The 16,579-nt window shown below is 62.6% G+C and carries 14 protein-coding genes; 6 read left to right on the plus strand and 8 right to left on the minus strand.

Annotation, left to right across the window (positions count from 1 at the left end; all coding sequences use genetic code 11):
• The first annotated feature begins 262 nt into the window (after positions 1 to 262).
• The 4 genes from cysT to CLU94_RS19220 are packed head-to-tail and all read left to right on the plus strand — an operon-like array spanning position 263 to position 4,012.
• Entirely contained in the window at positions 263 to 1,072 is an 810-nt protein-coding gene (gene cysT, locus CLU94_RS19205) for a sulfate ABC transporter permease subunit CysT (RefSeq protein ID WP_099408869.1), read from the plus strand.
• Complete coding sequence (cysW, locus tag CLU94_RS19210) at positions 1,069 to 1,995, plus strand: sulfate ABC transporter permease subunit CysW (protein WP_099668392.1); 927 nt, start codon at positions 1,069 to 1,071, stop codon at positions 1,993 to 1,995. Before cysT ends, cysW begins: the two co-directional genes overlap by 4 nt.
• Position 1,996: 1 nt before the next feature.
• Positions 1,997 to 3,067: a sulfate/molybdate ABC transporter ATP-binding protein gene (locus CLU94_RS19215; RefSeq protein ID WP_034747519.1), complete on the plus strand. Its 1,071-nt coding sequence runs from the start codon at positions 1,997 to 1,999 to the stop codon at positions 3,065 to 3,067.
• A gap of 12 nt (positions 3,068 to 3,079) precedes the next feature.
• A complete protein-coding gene (locus CLU94_RS19220; RefSeq protein ID WP_034785189.1) occupies positions 3,080 to 4,012 on the plus strand; it encodes a CysB family HTH-type transcriptional regulator in 933 nt (310 codons plus the stop codon).
• Here the strand turns inward: CLU94_RS19220 and CLU94_RS19225 are convergent.
• Together CLU94_RS19225 and CLU94_RS19230 are read right to left on the minus strand one after the other, a co-directional pair.
• Entirely contained in the window at positions 4,009 to 4,362 is a 354-nt protein-coding gene (locus CLU94_RS19225; protein WP_099666803.1) for an MmcQ/YjbR family DNA-binding protein, read from the minus strand. The genes CLU94_RS19220 and CLU94_RS19225 overlap by 4 nt on opposite strands.
• The gene (locus tag CLU94_RS19230) at positions 4,359 to 4,970 is read right to left on the minus strand and encodes an immunity protein Imm33 domain-containing protein (RefSeq protein WP_099666804.1); all 612 of its coding nucleotides are present in this window, start codon (positions 4,968 to 4,970) and stop codon (positions 4,359 to 4,361) included. The genes CLU94_RS19225 and CLU94_RS19230 overlap by 4 nt, the downstream gene beginning before the upstream one ends.
• 353 nt (positions 4,971 to 5,323) lie before the next feature.
• On the opposite strand from CLU94_RS19230, the gene CLU94_RS28735 reads away from it, so the two are divergent.
• Positions 5,324 to 5,881, plus strand: coding sequence for a PEP-CTERM sorting domain-containing protein (locus CLU94_RS28735; RefSeq protein WP_257218875.1), 558 nt, complete (start codon positions 5,324 to 5,326; stop codon positions 5,879 to 5,881).
• A 92-nt stretch (positions 5,882 to 5,973) separates the two neighbouring features.
• Here CLU94_RS28735 and CLU94_RS19240 read toward each other — a convergent pair whose 3' ends face one another.
• From CLU94_RS19240 to CLU94_RS19250, 3 genes are all read right to left on the minus strand, one after another.
• On the minus strand, positions 5,974 to 8,391 hold the full coding sequence (locus CLU94_RS19240) for a TonB-dependent receptor plug domain-containing protein (protein ID WP_099666805.1): 2,418 nt from the start codon (positions 8,389 to 8,391) through the stop codon (positions 5,974 to 5,976).
• Between the two features lie 295 nt (positions 8,392 to 8,686).
• Entirely contained in the window at positions 8,687 to 9,733 is a 1,047-nt protein-coding gene (locus CLU94_RS19245) for an aldo/keto reductase (RefSeq protein WP_099666806.1), read from the minus strand.
• Positions 9,734 to 9,742: 9 nt separating this feature from the next.
• A complete protein-coding gene (locus tag CLU94_RS19250) occupies positions 9,743 to 10,792 on the minus strand; it encodes a quinone-dependent dihydroorotate dehydrogenase (RefSeq protein ID WP_099666807.1) in 1,050 nt (349 codons plus the stop codon).
• 203 nt (positions 10,793 to 10,995) lie between these two features.
• Between CLU94_RS19250 and CLU94_RS19255 the strand changes: the two genes are divergently transcribed.
• Positions 10,996 to 14,307: a S41 family peptidase gene (locus CLU94_RS19255; protein WP_099666808.1), complete on the plus strand. Its 3,312-nt coding sequence runs from the start codon at positions 10,996 to 10,998 to the stop codon at positions 14,305 to 14,307.
• A gap of 43 nt (positions 14,308 to 14,350) precedes the next feature.
• Here the strand turns inward: CLU94_RS19255 and CLU94_RS19260 are convergent, their stop codons facing one another.
• From CLU94_RS19260 to CLU94_RS19270, 3 genes are read right to left on the minus strand one after another with little or no spacing between them, the layout of a single operon-like run.
• Positions 14,351 to 15,073, minus strand: coding sequence for an arginyltransferase (locus CLU94_RS19260; RefSeq protein WP_099666809.1), 723 nt, complete (start codon positions 15,071 to 15,073; stop codon positions 14,351 to 14,353).
• Positions 15,074 to 15,133: 60 nt separating this feature from the next.
• Positions 15,134 to 15,850 carry a leucyl/phenylalanyl-tRNA--protein transferase gene (gene aat, locus CLU94_RS19265; RefSeq protein ID WP_099666810.1) on the minus strand — a complete coding sequence of 239 codons (717 nt, stop codon included), beginning with the start codon at positions 15,848 to 15,850 and terminating at the stop codon, positions 15,134 to 15,136.
• Between the two features lie 30 nt (positions 15,851 to 15,880).
• Positions 15,881 to 16,459: an NUDIX hydrolase gene (locus tag CLU94_RS19270; protein WP_099666811.1), complete on the minus strand. Its 579-nt coding sequence runs from the start codon at positions 16,457 to 16,459 to the stop codon at positions 15,881 to 15,883.
• Positions 16,460 to 16,579: the final 120 nt, after the last annotated feature.

Raw genomic sequence — 16,579 nt, forward strand, 5'->3', positions numbered from 1 at the left:
CGGGGTCTGACCCCAGCATTTGTCTCGGGTATAAATATGTCTAAGAAGCAAAAACGCACCTGTCCGGTGCGTTTTTTTTCGCCCAACGATTCTGCAAGCAAGTATGCAAAATCCATCTAAGCAAATGAGAAATGGTTAGTTCTTTTTATAACGAATGCATGTGATTATTGCACTCTATAACTCAAAAATGTAATAAGAAGGAGTTTCTATGTCTGCAGCATCAGCAGCACCGCTCAAGGCGCGCGGAGCGCCGTTTCGGGTCATGCCGGGGTTTAAGCTGTCACTGGGCTTCACGCTCTTTTACCTGGCCTTGATCGTTCTCATTCCGCTGTCGTCGGTGTTCCTGAAAACTTTCACCATGACATGGGACGCCTTCTTCAGCGCCGTCACGTCAGACCGTGTGATGGCGTCGTACCGCCTGACGTTTGGCGCTTCGCTGATCGCCGCCCTGTTGAACGTGGTGTTTGGCGGCATCCTGGCCTGGGTGCTGGTGCGTTACAAATTCCCCGGCAAGCGCATCATCGACGCGCTGGTCGACTTGCCGTTTGCCTTGCCGACGGCCGTGGCCGGCATCACCCTGACGGCTTTGTATTCGTCGAATGGCTGGTTCGGCCAGTTCATCGAAGGCGTGCTGGGCATCAAGGTGGCGTTCACGCCGCTGGGCGTGGTGGTGGCGCTGACCTTCATCGGCTTGCCCTTCGTCGTGCGCACCGTGCAACCGGTGCTGGAAGACGCGGAAAAGGAACTGGAAGAAGCGGCCGCCAGCCTGGGCGCCAATTCATTGCAAACGTTTATCCGCGTCATCTTCCCCACGATCTTGCCATCCTTGCTGACGGGCTTTGCGCTGGCGTTTGCCCGCGCCACGGGCGAGTACGGTTCCGTGATCTTTATCGCCGGCAACATGCCGATGGTGTCGGAAATCACGCCGCTGTTCATTATTACCAAATTGGAACAATACGATTACGCAGGCGCCACGGCCATCGCCGTGGTGATGCTGGTGGTGTCTTTCCTGCTGTTGTTGACGATTAACCTGCTGCAAGCATGGACGCGCGGAAAGGCGAAGAAATCATGAGTACGAATACGACTGGCGTCGCTGGCGTGGACAATGCGCGCCCGGCAGTGCGCCGCTTCGAGCCGAATGTCGGCCCCGTCGTGCTGGAACCGTTGTGGGTACGCACGGTCCTGATCACCGTCGCCTTGCTGTTCCTGACGGCGTTCCTGATCGTGCCCCTGGTGGCCGTGTTCGCGGAAGCGTTCAAGAAGGGCTGGGAAGCGTATATCGCCGCCATCATCGACCCGGACGCGATTTCCGCCATTAAATTGACCCTGATCACGGCCGCCATCGCCGTGCCGTTGAACCTGGTGTTCGGCGTGGCCGCTTCCTGGTGCATCGCCAAGTTCGAATTCCGCGGCAAGAGCATCTTGCTGACCCTGATCGACTTGCCGTTTTCCGTCTCGCCCGTGATTTCCGGCCTGATCTATGTGCTGATGTTTGGCGCCCAGGGCTGGTTCGGCCCGTGGCTGCAGGCGCACGACATCAAGATCCTGTTCGCCGTGCCCGGCATCGTGCTGGCCACCATCTTCATCACTTTCCCGTTCGTGGCGCGTGAATTGATTCCGCTGATGCAGTCGCAGGGCAGCGAAGAGGAAGAGGCCGCCATCGTGCTGGGCGCCTCGGGCTGGAATACCTTCCGCCGCGTGACTTTGCCAAATATCAAGTGGGGTCTGCTGTATGGCGTGATCCTGTGTAACGCCCGCGCCATGGGCGAGTTCGGCGCCGTCTCCGTCGTGTCCGGCCATATCCGCGGCGAAACCAACACCATGCCGCTGCAGGTGGAGATTCTGTACAACGAGTACAACTTCGCCGCCGCGTTTGCCGTCGCCTCCCTGCTGGCCCTGCTGGCGCTGGTGACCCTGGCCTTGAAAGCTTTCATTGAGTGGCGTTTGAACGAGAGCAACGCCGACGATTCCGCCTTACGTTCCACGGAGCACTGATATGACCATCGCAGTTAAAAACATCCACAAGCGCTTCGGCGATTTCGTTGCCCTCGACAATATCTCGCTGGATTTTCCCGCCGGCGAACTGACGGCCTTGCTGGGCCCGTCCGGTTGCGGCAAGACAACCTTGCTGCGCATTATTGCTGGCTTGGAACATCCGGACAGCGGCCAGGTGCTGCTGGACGCGGAAGACGCGTCGAACCGCCATGTGCGCGAGCGCCAGGTCGGTTTTGTGTTTCAACACTATGCGCTGTTCAAGCACATGACCGTGTTCGAGAACGTGGCCTTCGGCTTGCGCGTGAAGTCGCGCAGCGAGCGCCCGTCGGAAGACCAGATCCGCCGCAAGGTCAAGGATTTGCTGGAACTGGTGCAGCTCGATTGGCTGGCCGACCGCTATCCGCCGCAATTGTCGGGCGGGCAACGCCAGCGCATCGCCCTGGCGCGCGCGCTGGCGGTCGAGCCCCGCGTGCTGCTGCTGGACGAGCCGTTCGGCGCCTTGGATGCCAAGGTGCGCAAGGAATTGCGCCGCTGGCTGCGCCGCCTGCATGACGACTTGCACGTCACCAGTATTTTCGTCACGCATGACCAGGAAGAGGCGCTGGAAGTGGCCGACCAGGTCGTACTGATGAACAAGGGCACGGTCGAGCAACTCGGTTCCCCTGAGCAAGTTTATAACCACCCTGCGTCGCCCTTCGTCTACGGCTTCCTCGGCAACGTCAACCTGTTCCACGGCCGCGTGCATGACGGCGTGATGGCCACGGGCGATGCCAGTTTCGAGGTACCCGATTACGCAGGCGTGAGCGACAGCAAGGGCACGGCCTATGTGCGGCCGCACGACCTGGAAATCGACCGCTACACGCAGGGAGCGGAAGGCATCGTCGTGAAACTGAGCCGCGCGCATGCCATCGGCCCGCTGGCCCAGCTGGACTTGCAGCGCGTGGATAACAGCGAACTGATCGAAGCGGTGATGTCGAACGAGCGTTTTACCCATCTGCAGCTGAAGGAAGGCGAGACATTAGTTGTCCGCCCGAAACGCCTCCATGTATTTGTGGAACCCACCCGAACTTGATACAGGATAGCCATGAACTTTCAACAATTGCGATCGATCCGCGAAGCGGCCCGCCGCGGCTATAACCTGACGGAAGTGGCCAACGCCCTGTTCACGTCGCAACCGGGCGTGAGCCGGCAAATCCGCGAACTCGAAGACGAGCTGGGCGTGGTGATTTTCGAGCGCAACGGCAAGCGGCTGACGGGCTTGACGGAGCCGGGCAAGGGCATCCTGAAGATCGTCGACCGTCTCTTGATCGAGGCGGAAAACCTGCAGCAGGCCAGCCTCGAATACAGCGGCCAGACGAGCGGGACCTTGTCCGTGGCGGCCACGCACACGCAGGCGCGCTATGCGTTGCCGAAAGTGGTGCAAAGCTTCCGCGCCGCTTTCCCCGAAGTGCGTATTGCGCTACAACAAAGCGCGCCCGAGCACATCGCGGAATGGGTGCTGTCCGGCAAGACCGACATCGGCATCGCCACGGAAGGCTTGAGCCAGTTCCCCGACCTGGTGTCGTTCCCGTGCTACCGCTGGAGCCATCTGATCGTCGTGCCCGACGGCCATCCGCTGCTCGAGCACTCGCCCATCCGCCTGGAAGACCTGGCGAAGTATCCGCTGATTACCTACGACAAGGGTTTCACGGGGCGCGGGCATATCGACGATGCGTTTGCCAAGGCGGGCGTGGCGACCGATATCATCCTGACGGCCATGGATTCCGACGTCATCAAGCAATACGTGGCGCTGGGCCTGGGCGTGGGCATCGTCGCCTCGATGGCCTTCGACCATGGCCGCGACAAGGGGCTGCGGGCCGTGGAAGCGTCGCATCTGTTCGCCACCAACACGACGCGCCTGGCCGTGCGGCGCGGCGCCTACCTGCGCGCCTACGCCTACGAGTTCATCCTGCAGCTGGCGCCGGACCTGACGCGCGAAGACATCGACCGCGCGATGGCGGGCGAGGACGCCCTCTAGGCGATGGCCGCCCTTTGCGCGCGCGTCAGGCTGGCCACGGCGCGCGCGTAGCTACCCTGCACCAGTTCCGCCAGGTAATCGGCCGGGAAGTGCGCCACGTCGACGATGGTCACCCAGTGAAAGCGGCCCATGTAACGGGCCGGTTTCACGCCGGGCATGTCCGTCAGCTCGATAAAGCGCCCGGCGCTGGCGCGCAGGCTGAAGCGCCACTGTTCCGGCATGCTGGTCTTGAAGTACGCAAATTTTTTCCCCGCCACTTCATACACGAGGATGTTCGACGGCGCACCGTACAACACGGCTTGCGCGCCGGGCAGGGCCGCGCAAACGTCTTTCAGTTCATCACTTGTCATTCGTCAACCGCCATGAATTGTTGGGTGTTATGGTCGAAGGCATAGGCCGCGCCGGCGGGTGCGTCGAGCAGCGCAATGAAGCGGTCGTCCACGCCGAGCACGGCGCCCAGCGACACGAGGGCCACGTTGGCGCTGTCGTTGATGTAGTCGTCGCTTTCATCATTCGCCGTGAAGCGCCAGCCGCTGTCGTCGGCGTTGTCCGGTTCCTCGCGGTACAGATAGCCGACAGGCGCGCCGTCTTCCAGCACTTTTTTCGTCACGAAGCACAGGCCCGCATAGCGGTTGACGAGGTTGTCGTCATCGTCGTGCTGCGTATTGATGATGTGGCGTGCCGCGAAGGCGACGGGGTCTTTGGCTTGCAGATCACGGATGTAGCCTGGCGTGTTGTCGAGCTTGCCGGTGAAGTGTCCGTGCGGCTCGACTGTGTCGACCAGCACCCACATGCGCTCGGCGCCCGGCGCCTGCGGATCGTCGCTGTGGAAGGCGAAGATCAGCTTGACCACCTCGCCGGGGCGCACCTGGGCGATGGCCTCGGGCGGCGATTTGTAGAAGGTGTAGGGATGGCGCGCCGCCAGTTCGGCGGCGTCGGCCAGGTGCCAGCTGGGCATGGTGATCCGTTATCAAGAAGAGTAACACCCATGGTAGCCGATTGCGTGCCAGGATGACCACGCCTACCTGCCGGCTTGCCGTTGCCGCAGGGCTACACCGCTATCTGGCATGTGCCGATCTACAACAATCCTGCTGCCAGGAGCGGCGCCCGGACATGGCAGGGAGGGCTGCATGCCCCGCGATAGCCGGCACCGGCCATAAATCGATAAGGCCTATTGAAAATGCCAATGGTAAAAATTGTTTCTTTTATTGTATTTTGATTTCCTGAATGATATCTTTTGCTCTGCGATGTGAGAGTGATAGAAAAATAATTAAAATTGCAATTATTGAAATATTTATATCAGGGGAATATATGAACATGACCAAACGCGCGTTGCTGGGTCTTTGCCTGACCGCTGCGGCTTGCCTGGCGCCATTGGCCCAGGCGGCGAGCTGGGTGGAAATCACCGATCCTGCCATGACGGGCTTTTTGGTGGGCGGCAAGACCGTCACCTATGGCAGCGTGGCAGCGGACTCGGTCTGGGTCTATGACGGCGCCAACCCGCCCGGCGCGCAAAGCGCGGCCGCCATCCAGAGTTTGGTCAGCAGCACGTTTGGCCTGCCGTCCAGCGGTACCGGCTCCTTGGTCTTTGCCGCCCAGGGCGACTTGGCCAGCAGCAACTCTGGTTCGTTCACCGTCAACTCCAGCTTTGACTACCTGGCCGTGCATTATGGTCGTGGCGAACTGTTGTTCCACTGGGACACGCCGCTGGCCGCCAATACGGTTGTCACCATTGCCAACCTGCCGCGTGGCCTGAGCAATTTCCGCGCGTTCAATTCGGTTTCGGCAGTGCCTGAGCCAGCGACCTACGGCATGCTGATGCTGGGCCTTGGCCTGGTCGGATTTGTCGCGCGCCGCCGCCGCGCCTGAGCCTGCAGCGCCTGCGGGCGCATGCGCTGACGCATGAAAAAAAAGCCTGGAAACGCGATGCGTTCCAGGCTTTTTGCATGGCAGAGCGCCATTTACCAGCTATAGCCGGCCTTGGCGTAGTAATAGCGGCCGTTGAAGCCGTTCGGCGCGAAGCCGCTGTACGGCTGGGTGCCGCCATTGTTGAAGTTGCCCACGCTGGTGACCTGGTCAGGATAGCGGTTGGTGACGTTGTCGATACCGGCCACCAGGCGCCAGTTCTTGCCCAGTTTCACGGAACCGGACACGTCCAGCACCCATTGCGGATCGTAATGCTGGTCTTGCAGGGCATTGTTTTGCGGCACGATGAAACTGCCGTAGCGCGTCACGACGCCGTGTGCATTCCAGATGCCGACGCTGTAGTCGGCGGCCAGGCTGAACTTGTCCTTTGGCGAACCGACGGTGGCGCGCTGGATGGTCTGGCGGTCGATCAGTTTCAGGTCGTTGGCCGTCAGGATGGCCGGATTGTCCGCCAGTTTCTGTACCGAGGTCTTGTTGTGGTTGTACGCCACGGTCAAGTCCAGGCGGTCCTTGTCCTGCAAGTCGATGCGGTAGGTGCTGACGATGTCCACGCCTTCCGTGCGCGTATCGACGGCGTTGGTGAAATAGCGTCCTGCGCCCACCGGCGTGCCTTGCGCGGCGAGGATGTTTTTCAAAGTAGTGCTGAGTATCAGATTGGAGGAAAACAGGATGCGGTCATCGATGTCGATGCGGTAGGCGTCGATCGTCGTCGTGAAGTTGCGCGTGGGCTGGAATTGCAGCCCCAGGCTGTAGTTGCGGGCTTTCTCCGCTTTCAGGTTTTGTGCGCCCAGTGCGCGCGCCTGCGGCGTGTTGACGGCAAAGGTGCCCGTTTCGATGGCCGTATTCGTGCCATTAATGACCTGGAAGTTGGTGGTGGTGATGGTGTAGTACTGCTGCGCCAGCGACGGTGCGCGGAAGCCGCTCGACACGGTGCCGCGCAGGGACAGGGCGTCCGTGAAGGCATAGCGGGCCGAACCTTTGGCCGAGGTGGTGCTGCCGAAATCGCTGTAGCGCTCATGGCGCAGGGCCACGCCGCCGGACAGTTTTTTCGTCGCTTCCGCTTCCAGGTTGACGTAGATCGATTCATTGTGGCGGCTGTGGCTACCCGCATTTTCGGGACGGAAGCCGGCAAAGCCCTGCGAACCGGTACCGGTATACGATGCTTGCTCGCCAGCGCCGATCGTGTATTTTTCATGGCGCGCTTCGGCGCCCACGGCCACCGTCAGCGGCCCCGTAAAGTAAGCGACGGGAAATTCGCGCGCCGCGTCGAGATTCAGGACGGTCTGTTCATTTTTCAGCGAGCCCACATAGAAGTGCGTGGGGCTGGCGGCAGCCAGGTCGAAATTGACGGTATTGTCGAGATCCAGCTTGAACTTGTTGCTGCCGTAATTCAGGCTGGCATCCCAACGCCAGCCGGCCGCCTCGCCGCGCAAGCCTGTCACCAGCGATTGGTCGGTCAGGGTGCTGTTCTGGATCGGCAGGAAGCCTTCGGGGAAGATCGACGAGCGCGTGACGTATTGTCCATTTTTGTCCTTCACCAGGCCTGCGCGCCAGGTGGCGCCGGCCGAGGTGTCGCGCTGGCCGTAGCCGCCGAAGGCATACCAGTCGAGGTTGTCGCCGAGATGGTATTCGCTGTTGATGAAGACGGTAGCCGGCTTGCTCTCGGCATCGCCGTAGCGCAGGTTGACCTTGCCGTAGCGCGGTTCCAGCGGGTTGCTGAAATCGCGGCCGGCGCGGTTGGTGGGACCGCGATCGGCCACTTCCGCCGAGACGCGCACCCAGCCGTCGTCGCCCAGGGCGAAGCCGGCCGAACCCTTGATGGATTTCTGCTTGCCGTCGCGTTCCTGCGTCTGGCCATAGCCCACTTCGATGTCGCCGCCGGCCGCGCCTTTTTTCAGGATGATGTTGATCACGCCGGCAATCGCATCGGAACCGTACTGGGCCGCCGCGCCATCGCGCAGCACTTCCACGTGGTCGATGGCGGCCAGGGGGATGGCGTTCAGGTCGACAGGCGCCGAGCCGCGGCCCAGGGTGCCGTTGACGTTGACGACGGCCGAAGTGTAGCGGCGCTTGCCGTTCACCAGCACCAGGGTCTGGTCGGGCGACAGGCCGCGCAGCTGGGCAGGGCGCACGGCGTCGCTGCCATCGGCACCCGTCGGACGGGGGAAGTTCATCGATGGCAGCAGGCGCGCCAGCACGGTGGCCAGTTCGGCCGAGCCCGTGCTTTGCAGGTCGCGCGAGGTGAGGATGTCGATCGGCGATTCGGAATCGATGGTGCGGCGGTTCTTGGCGAAGGTGCCGGTGACAACCACCGATTGCAATTCGCCTTCGGCCGGCAGCTCTTGCTGCGCTTGCGCCTGCATGGGCAGGCTGAAGCAGGCGATCAGGCTGGCGGCGATAACGGTTTTCACGGGCAGGGCGGGAAGCTGGGAGCGGGCGTTGCTTGAACTCATCGACGATATCTCTTCGGTTGGTGGTTACGCGGACCATGGCGGTCCGACGATGAAATCAGATTAACAGTGGGCACGTGGCGTGCTTACGAATCGTTCTGTCTATCGATATGCAATAAATATCTGAAACACGTCAACATGGCGCGAGTAGCGCATATGGCCTCGTTTCCAGCATACGGCCGGGCAAGGCAAGGCCGCAATGCTGCACAGCAGTAAATTGCCAGCTGTTGTATAAAAACGACTATCTGGGAGAAGAGGGGGAGCCTGGCGGCGGCATGCGCCGCCAGACGCAGGGCGTTTATTGCCCCGGATTGGGCGCACTGGCGTGGATGGCGTCGACGGCCGCCACCAGTTCCGGCGACAGGGTGACTTGATGGGCGTCGATATTTTGCTGCAATTGCTCCACGCTGGTGGCGCCGATGATGGTCGAGGCCACGAACCAGCGCGTGTAGCACCAGGCCAGCGCCAGTTGCGCCGGCGTCAAGCCGTGCGCGCGGGCCAGCGCCGCATACTGGCCGGCGGCCGCGATGGTGGCGGGGCGCACGTAGCGGGGGCTCCAGCCGGCCGGAAAGCGCGTCAGGCGGCCCTTGGCCTGCGGATCGTCGAGGTATTTCGCCGTCAGCTGGCCGAACGCCAGCGGGCTGTAGGCCAGCAAGCTGACATTTTCCCGGTGGCAGGTTTCGTCGAGCAAACTCGTCTCGAAATGGCGCGCCGTCAGGTTGTACAGGTTCTGGATGGAGGCGATGCGCGGCAAGCCCTTCAGTTCCGCCTGCTTGATGTATTCGCAGACGCCCCACGACGATTCGTTCGACACGCCGATGTGGCCGATCTTGCCTTCCTCGACCAGCTTGCCCAGCACGGCCAGCGTGTCTTCGATGGCGACGCAAGCGTGCTCCTTGCGCGGGTTGTACACGCTGGCGCCGAAGATGGGCAGGTTGCGGCTGGGCCAGTGCAATTGATACAGGTCAATGTGCTCCGTCTGCAGCCGGCGCAAGCTGTCTTCGACGGCGGCGCGGATGTTGATCGCGTCGTGATCCGTCTTGCCCTTGCGTATCCAGTGCATGCGCGAATTCGGCCCGGCCACCTTGCTGGCCAGCACGATGTTGCCGCGCTTGCCGCTTTTCTTCAGCCAGCTGCCGATGTGGCGCTCGGTGCTGCCCTGCGTCTGCGCGCTGGCCATCACCGGATACATCTCGGCCGTGTCGATGAAGTTGATGCCCCGTTCCAGCGCGTAATCGAGCTGGCTGTGCGCTTCGGCTTCCGTGTTCTGTTCGCCGAAGGTCATCGTGCCCAGGCAGATCCTGCTGACTTCCAGGCTGCTGGTACCCAGCTTGACCTTTTCCATGCGCCGTCCTTAGCGGGCCTGCTTGCCGTGCAGCGCGCGCGCGCAATCCTTGATCAGCGCGGGGCCGGCGTAAATCAGGCCGCTGTACAGCTGCACCAGTTGCGCGCCCGCCTCGAACTTGGCCACGGCGTCGCTGCCCTGCATGATGCCGCCCACGCCGATGATGGGCAGCGCGTCGCCCAGTTCCGCCTTCAGCAGGCGGATGACATTGTTCGACAGCTCGAACACGGGCGCGCCCGACAGGCCGCCCGCTTCCGCGCCGTGCGGCATGCCTTCGACGGCGCTGCGCGACAGGGTCGTGTTGGTGGCGATGACGCCGTCGATCTGGTGGCGCGTGAGCGACTCGGCGATGCTCTTCACCTGTTCGCCATCCATGTCCGGCGCGATTTTCAGGGCCAGCGGCACGTAGCGCTTGTGCTTGTCCGCCAGGCGCGCCTGGGCATCTTTGAGCTGCGACAGCAGGGCGTCGAGTTCCGACGCACCCTGCAGCTGGCGCAAATTCTTGGTGTTCGGCGACGAGATGTTCACCGTCACATAGCTGGCGTAGGGGTAGACTTTTTCCAGGCACAGCAGGTAGTCGTCGGCCGCGCGCTCGATGGGCGTGTCGGCGTTCTTGCCGATGTTCAGGCCCAGTACCCCGGCGCGGTTCTGGTAGAACTTCGACGCCTGCACGTTGGCGACAAACGCATCCACGCCGCCATTGTTAAAGCCCATGCGGTTGATGATGCCTTGCGCCTGCGGCAGGCGGAACATGCGCGGTTTCGGGTTGCCCGCCTGCGCGCGCGGCGTGACGGTGCCCACTTCGATGGAGCCGAAACCCAGGTCGGCCAGCGCGTCGATGTAGGCGCCGTCCTTGTCCAGGCCGGCGGCCAGGCCGACCGGGTTCGGGAAGGTGATGCCCATCACCGTGCGCGGGTCCGCCGCCGGTTTGCCGGCCAGCTTCGTCAGGCCCAGCGCGCTGGCGCGTTTCAGGGCGGGCAGGGTGAGATGGTGGGCCGCTTCGGCATCCATCGAAAACAGCAAGGGGCGGGCGAGGGAGTACAGGAATTTTTCAGACATGGGGCGCTTTGAGTAGGTATGCGGGCTGCCGGGAAGGGCTGGCGGCGCGCGAAATAAGTGGCGTATTTTACCGTGTTCCGCGCGGCTGCCGGGTGTATAGTTCTTGTTGGTCTAATGCAATATTGAATCCTTGATAATTCGCATTCGACCGTGGACCTTCCTGTTTTTTCTCTGTTCTGTTGACTTCATAAGCGAGACATCGATTGAAAAAGACACGCATCCTGACCGCCATCGCGGCCGCCAGCGCACTGCTGCTGAGCCATCCGGCCCTGGCCCTGCCCAATACGCAAGACACCCGCATGCTGAGCGAACCGGCCGTCTCCAGCCGCCACATCGCCTTCATCTATGCGGGCGACGTATGGCTATCGAACCTCGATGGTGGCGGCGCGCGGCGCCTGACCTCCGACCTGGGCGACAAATCGAACCCCGTGTTTTCGCCCGACGGCAGCCTGATCGCGTATAGCGCCAACATCGACGGCAATGTCGACGTGTATGTGATCGCGGCTGCCGGCGGCGTGCCGCGCCGCCTGACCTTCCACCCGGGTGTTGATCTAGCGCAATCGTTCACCCCCGATGGCCAGTCCGTGATGTTCACCTCGCCCCGCGCCGCCTTCAACAACCGCTTCCAGAAGTTGTTTACGGTGCCGGTGGCGGGCGGCGTGGAAACCCAGCTGGAAATCCCCAACGCGTCGCGCGCCACGTATTCGCCCGATGGCCAGCGCATCGCCTACAACCCGCTGGCGCCCGCCTTCAAGCAGTGGAAGCGCTACCGGGGCGGCACCAATTCCTGGCTGTGGCTGTTTTCGTCCAGTGATAAATCGATTGAAAAAATCCCCCAGCCGACGACGCGCTCGAACGACGTCGACCCGATGTGGATCAAGGATACCGTGTACTTTCGCTCGGACCGCAACGGCGAATTCAACCTGTTTGCCTACGACGTCAAGACGAAAGCCGTGCGCCAGTTGACGCAGCACAAGGATTTCCCCGTGCTGAACGCGTCGGCGGCGAACGGCACCATCGTCTACGAGCAGGCCGGTTATCTGCACTCGCTCGACATCGCCAGCGGCCAGGCGCACAAGCTGGCCATCGCCGTGGCCAGCGACCTGGGGCAGGCGCGCCCCCGCTGGGTCAAGAACGCGAAATACATCCGCGACGCGTCGATTTCGCCGTCGGGCGCGCGCATCGCCTTCGAATACCGGGGCGAGATCGTCACCATCCCCGCCGACAAGGGCGACGTGCGCAACCTGACGCAGACGGCCGGCGCCCACGAGCGCACGCCGATCTGGTCGCCCGATGGCCGCTCGGTCGCGTATTTTTCGGACGAGTCGGGAGAATATGAACTGCATGTGCGGGCGCAGGATGGCAAGGGCGCCGTGCGCAAGTTCAAGCTCAATGGCAGCGGTTTCTATGACAACGCCGTCTGGTCGCCCGACAGCCGGAAGATCGCGTTTGCCGACAATGGCTGGAGCATGTACGTGATCGATGTCGGCACGGGCAAGGTGCAAAGAATCGCCACGGAGCCGATGTATGGCGTCGACAAGAGCATGCGCGCCTCGTGGGCGCCCGATTCGCGCTGGCTGGCCTATACGCTCAATTCTCCCACCTACACGCGCAGCGCCTATATCTATTCCGTCGAGCAGAACAAGTCGATGCCCGTGACCGACGGCTTGTCCGACGTGGCCCAGCCCGTGTTCGACAAGAGCGGCAAATACCTGTACTTCTTCGCCTCGACGAATGCTGGTCCCAGCAACAACTGGTTCTCGCAGCAGAACGAAGACAATCTGGTGACGCGCACCGTGTGGATGGCCGTGTTGCGGCGCGACTTGCCGTCGCCCCTGATCAAGGAAAGCGACGAGGAAAAGGCGGCCAGCGCGGAGAGTAAAAAAGACACGGCAAAGGGGGAAGCGGAAGCGAAGAGCGAGCCGAAGGTCGACCCGAAGACGGGCCGCGACGACCCGAAAGTGACCGTAGCCCCCGTGGTGCCGATCCACATCGATTTCGACGGCATCGCCACGCGCATCGTCGACTTGCCGCTGCCGGCCGCGCAATTCTCCAGCCTGACGGCTGGCGCCGCGGGGCAAATCTTCCTGCTGCGCGAAAGCGACGGCAAGAAGGCCGTGCAGCGCTTCGATCTGAAGGAGCGCAAGGCGGAAACCGTGGTGGCGGAAGCCGATGATTTCGAGGTCTCGGCCGACGGCAAGAAGCTGCTGTACCGCCAGAAGGACAATTGGGCCATGGGGTCGGCCACGGGCAAGCTGCTGGCGCCGGGAGAAGGCAAGATCAAGGTCGACGCCATCGAAGTGAAGGCCGATCCGCGCGCCGAATGGACGCAGATTTTCAACGAGGTGTGGCGCATCAACCGCGACTATTTCTACGACCCGGGCATGCATGGCGTGGACTGGAAGGCCATGCGCGACAAGTACGCCGTGTTCCTGCCCGAGCTGTCCAGCCGCGCGGACTTGAACCGATTGATACAGTGGATGTGCAGCGAACTGGCCGTGGGCCACCACCGGGGCGGCGGCGGCGACGACTTTATCGAGGCAAAGAAAGTGCCGGGGGGCTTGCTGGGCGCCGATTATGAAGTGCGCGACGGCCATTACCGCTTCAAGAAGGTGTATGGCGGCTTGAACTGGAATCCGGCCCTGCGCGCGCCGCTGACGGAGCCGGGCCTGAACGTCAAGGCGGGCGAATACCTGCTGGCCGTCGACAGCCGTCCTTTGCGGCCGCCGACGAATATCTACAGCGCCTTCGAGAACACGGCCGGCAAGGCCATCGACCTGACCGTGGGACCGTCGGCCGACGGCAAGGGCGCGCGCACCATCACCGTGGTGCCCGTGCCGACCGAGGATGCCTTGCGCAACCGAGACTGGATCGAAGGCAATATGCGCAAGGTCAATGCGGCCACGGGCGGCAAGGTGGCGTACGTGTACGTGCCGAATACGGCGGGGCTGGGCCATACCTACTTCAAGCGCTACTTCTTCCCGCAGGCGGACAAGCAGGCCATCATCGTCGACGAGCGTTTCAACGGCGGCGGCAGCGTGGCCGATTACTACATCGAGATCCTGCAGAAGAAGGAAATCGCCTGGTGGACCATGCGCTATGGCGCCGACATGAAGACGCCGTCCGCGTCGATCCAGGGGCCGCGCGCCATGCTGATCGACGAGACGGCCGGTTCGGGCGGCGACCTGCTGCCGTGGATGTTCCGCAAAAACAACATGGGCCCGCTGATCGGCAAGGCGACGTGGGGCGGCCTGGTGGGCGTACTGGGCTTCCCCGTGCTGATGGACGGCGGCTTCATCACGGCGCCGAACCTGGCGTTCTGGACGCGCGAGAATGGCTGGGGCGTGGAAAACGAAGGCGTGCCGCCCGATATCGACGTCGAGCAAACGCCGGCCGACGTCATCGCCGGGCGCGATCCGCAGCTGGAAAAGGCGATCGAGGTGATCCAGGCCGAACTGGCAAAGAATCCGCCCGTGCAGCCCAAGCGTCCTGCGTTTCCGGACAAGAGCAAGTAAGCCGGTACGGCAGGCATGAAAAAAGGGGCGCGAGCCCCTTTTTTTACAGGATGACCCACTGCCCCTTGATCCGTGCTTCCAGCGGCTTGAAGTTGATTTTATACGCCATCTTCGGGCTTTGCTTTATCCAATAGCCCAGGTAGATGTAGGGCAGGCCCAGTTCGCGCGCCTGGGCGATTTGCCACAGCACGTTGTAGGTGCCGTAGGAGGCGCCTGGCACGTCCGGATCGAAAAAGGTGTAGACGGACGACAGGCCGTCGGCCAGCACGTCGATGATGCTGACCATGCGCAGGATGCCTTCGGCATCGCGAAACTCCACCAGGCGCGTGTTGACCCGGCTTTGCAGCAGGAATTGCGCGTACTGGTCGCGGCTGTCCTGGTCCATGCCGCCGCCCGCGTGGCGCGTGCTCTGGTAGCGCAGGTACAGCTCGTAGTGCTCGTCGAGGAAGGACAGGGTGGCCACGCCCGCCTGCAGGTCGGCGTGGCGGCTCCAGGCGCGGCGCTGGTTGCGGTTCGGGGTGAACTCGCCCGTCACGACGCGCACGGGTATGCAGGCCTGGCAGCCATCGCAATACGGGCGGTAAGTAAAAATGCCGCTGCGGCGAAAGCCGTTGCGCACCAGTTCCGAATACACGTCGCTGTTGATCAGGTGCGAGGGCGTGGCCACCTGCGAGCGGGCCTGGCGGTCGTCCAGGTAGCTGCACGGGTAGGGCGCCGTCGTGTAGAACTGCAGGGTGGCAAACGGTAGTTCGTTCAGGTGCGTCATGCTGATCCTGTCTGGTCTGTCCGCGGCAATGGAAGTCTGCGTGGAGATATCATAGCTTTTTTATGCCGGCGGTGCAGCCTGCCAATCCGTGATTTGCGCTGCTTCAATGGCGACGCGCACATGGGCGAGGAAGCGCGCGCGCGAAATGGGCGCCGCGCCCAGCGACGCCAGGTGTCTTGTTTCTTGCTGGCAGTCAATCATGGTCACGCCGCGCGCCTGCAAAAAGCGCACGAGGTGCGCCAGCGCGATCTTCGAGCCATCCGTCACGCGCGCGAACATCGATTCGCCATAGAACATGCGCCCGATCGACACGCCATACGCGCCGCCCACCAGTTCCCCGTCCAGCCACAGTTCCGACGAGTGCGCGTAGCCCAGCTTGTGCAAGCCCGTGTAGCCGGAGATGATTTCATCGGAAATCCACGTGCCCGGGCCATCCTTGCGCGGCGCGGCGCAGGCGCGCATGACGGCGTCGAAATCGCCGTCGAAACGCAGCTGCCAGCGCCCGTCCGTCGCGGCGCTGCGTTCGACCTTGCGGATCGCCTTGGCCAGGCTGTCGGAGACCTTGAAATGCTCCGTCATCAGCACCATGCGCGGATCGGTGCTCCACCACAAAATAGGCTGGCCTTCGGAAAACCAGGGGAAGATGCCGCGCCGGTAGGCGTCGAGCAGGCGCGCGGGCGACAGGTCGGCGCCGGCCGCCAGCAGGCCGGGAGCCTCGTCGGTCAGGGCGCGCGAGACGTCGGGGAACGGGGTGTGGATGTCGAGCCAGGGAATCATGCGGCGTCAAAGGTGGCAGGTGAGGGGAGCTTATTCTGCATCCGTGCGCGCCATCGGGCGCGTGATGTCGCCCGTATGCACGCCGTAGCTGCCGCCTTCGCGGATTTTCACGCGGTCGGCAAAGAACAGTTCCAGGGTGGCGCGGATGGTGGGGAAGGCCAGGTCGTCCCAGGGAATCTGCGCTTCCGTAAACAGCTGCACATCCAGGCTTTCGATGCCGGGCGCGAAATCGAGGTCGCGCAAACGCGCCAGGTAAAACAGGTGCACCTGGTGCACGCGCTGCACGTTCAGCAGCGAAAACAGGGGCCCCAGTTCGATATTCGCGCCCGCTTCCTCCACCGTTTCGCGCTCGGCCGCGTCGGAGGTCGTTTCATCGTTTTCCATGAAGCCGGCCGGCAGGGTCCAGTAGCCCAGGCGCGGCTCGATGGCGCGCTTGCACAGCAAGACCTGCAACTGGCCATCTTCTTCCCACACGGGGATGGAGCCGACCACCATTTTCGGGTTCTGGTAATGGATGGCGTCGCAGTTGGCGCAGACATAGCGCGGACGGTTGTCGCCTTCCGGGATGGACAGGCTGACAGGGTGGGCGCATTCGGAGCAGAATTTCATGGGCGGGCTTCGGAAAATGGATGTCTAGTGTAACGCTTACTGTACACCGATTGCGCGCGGCGTGGCGTGACGGGCGGACACAATGCCAGCCGGCAATTGGCCGAGTTTTTTAATTAAATG

The sequence above is a fragment of the Janthinobacterium sp. 13 genome (assembly GCF_002749695.1).
Classification (GTDB): domain Bacteria; phylum Pseudomonadota; class Gammaproteobacteria; order Burkholderiales; family Burkholderiaceae_D; genus Janthinobacterium; species Janthinobacterium kumbetense.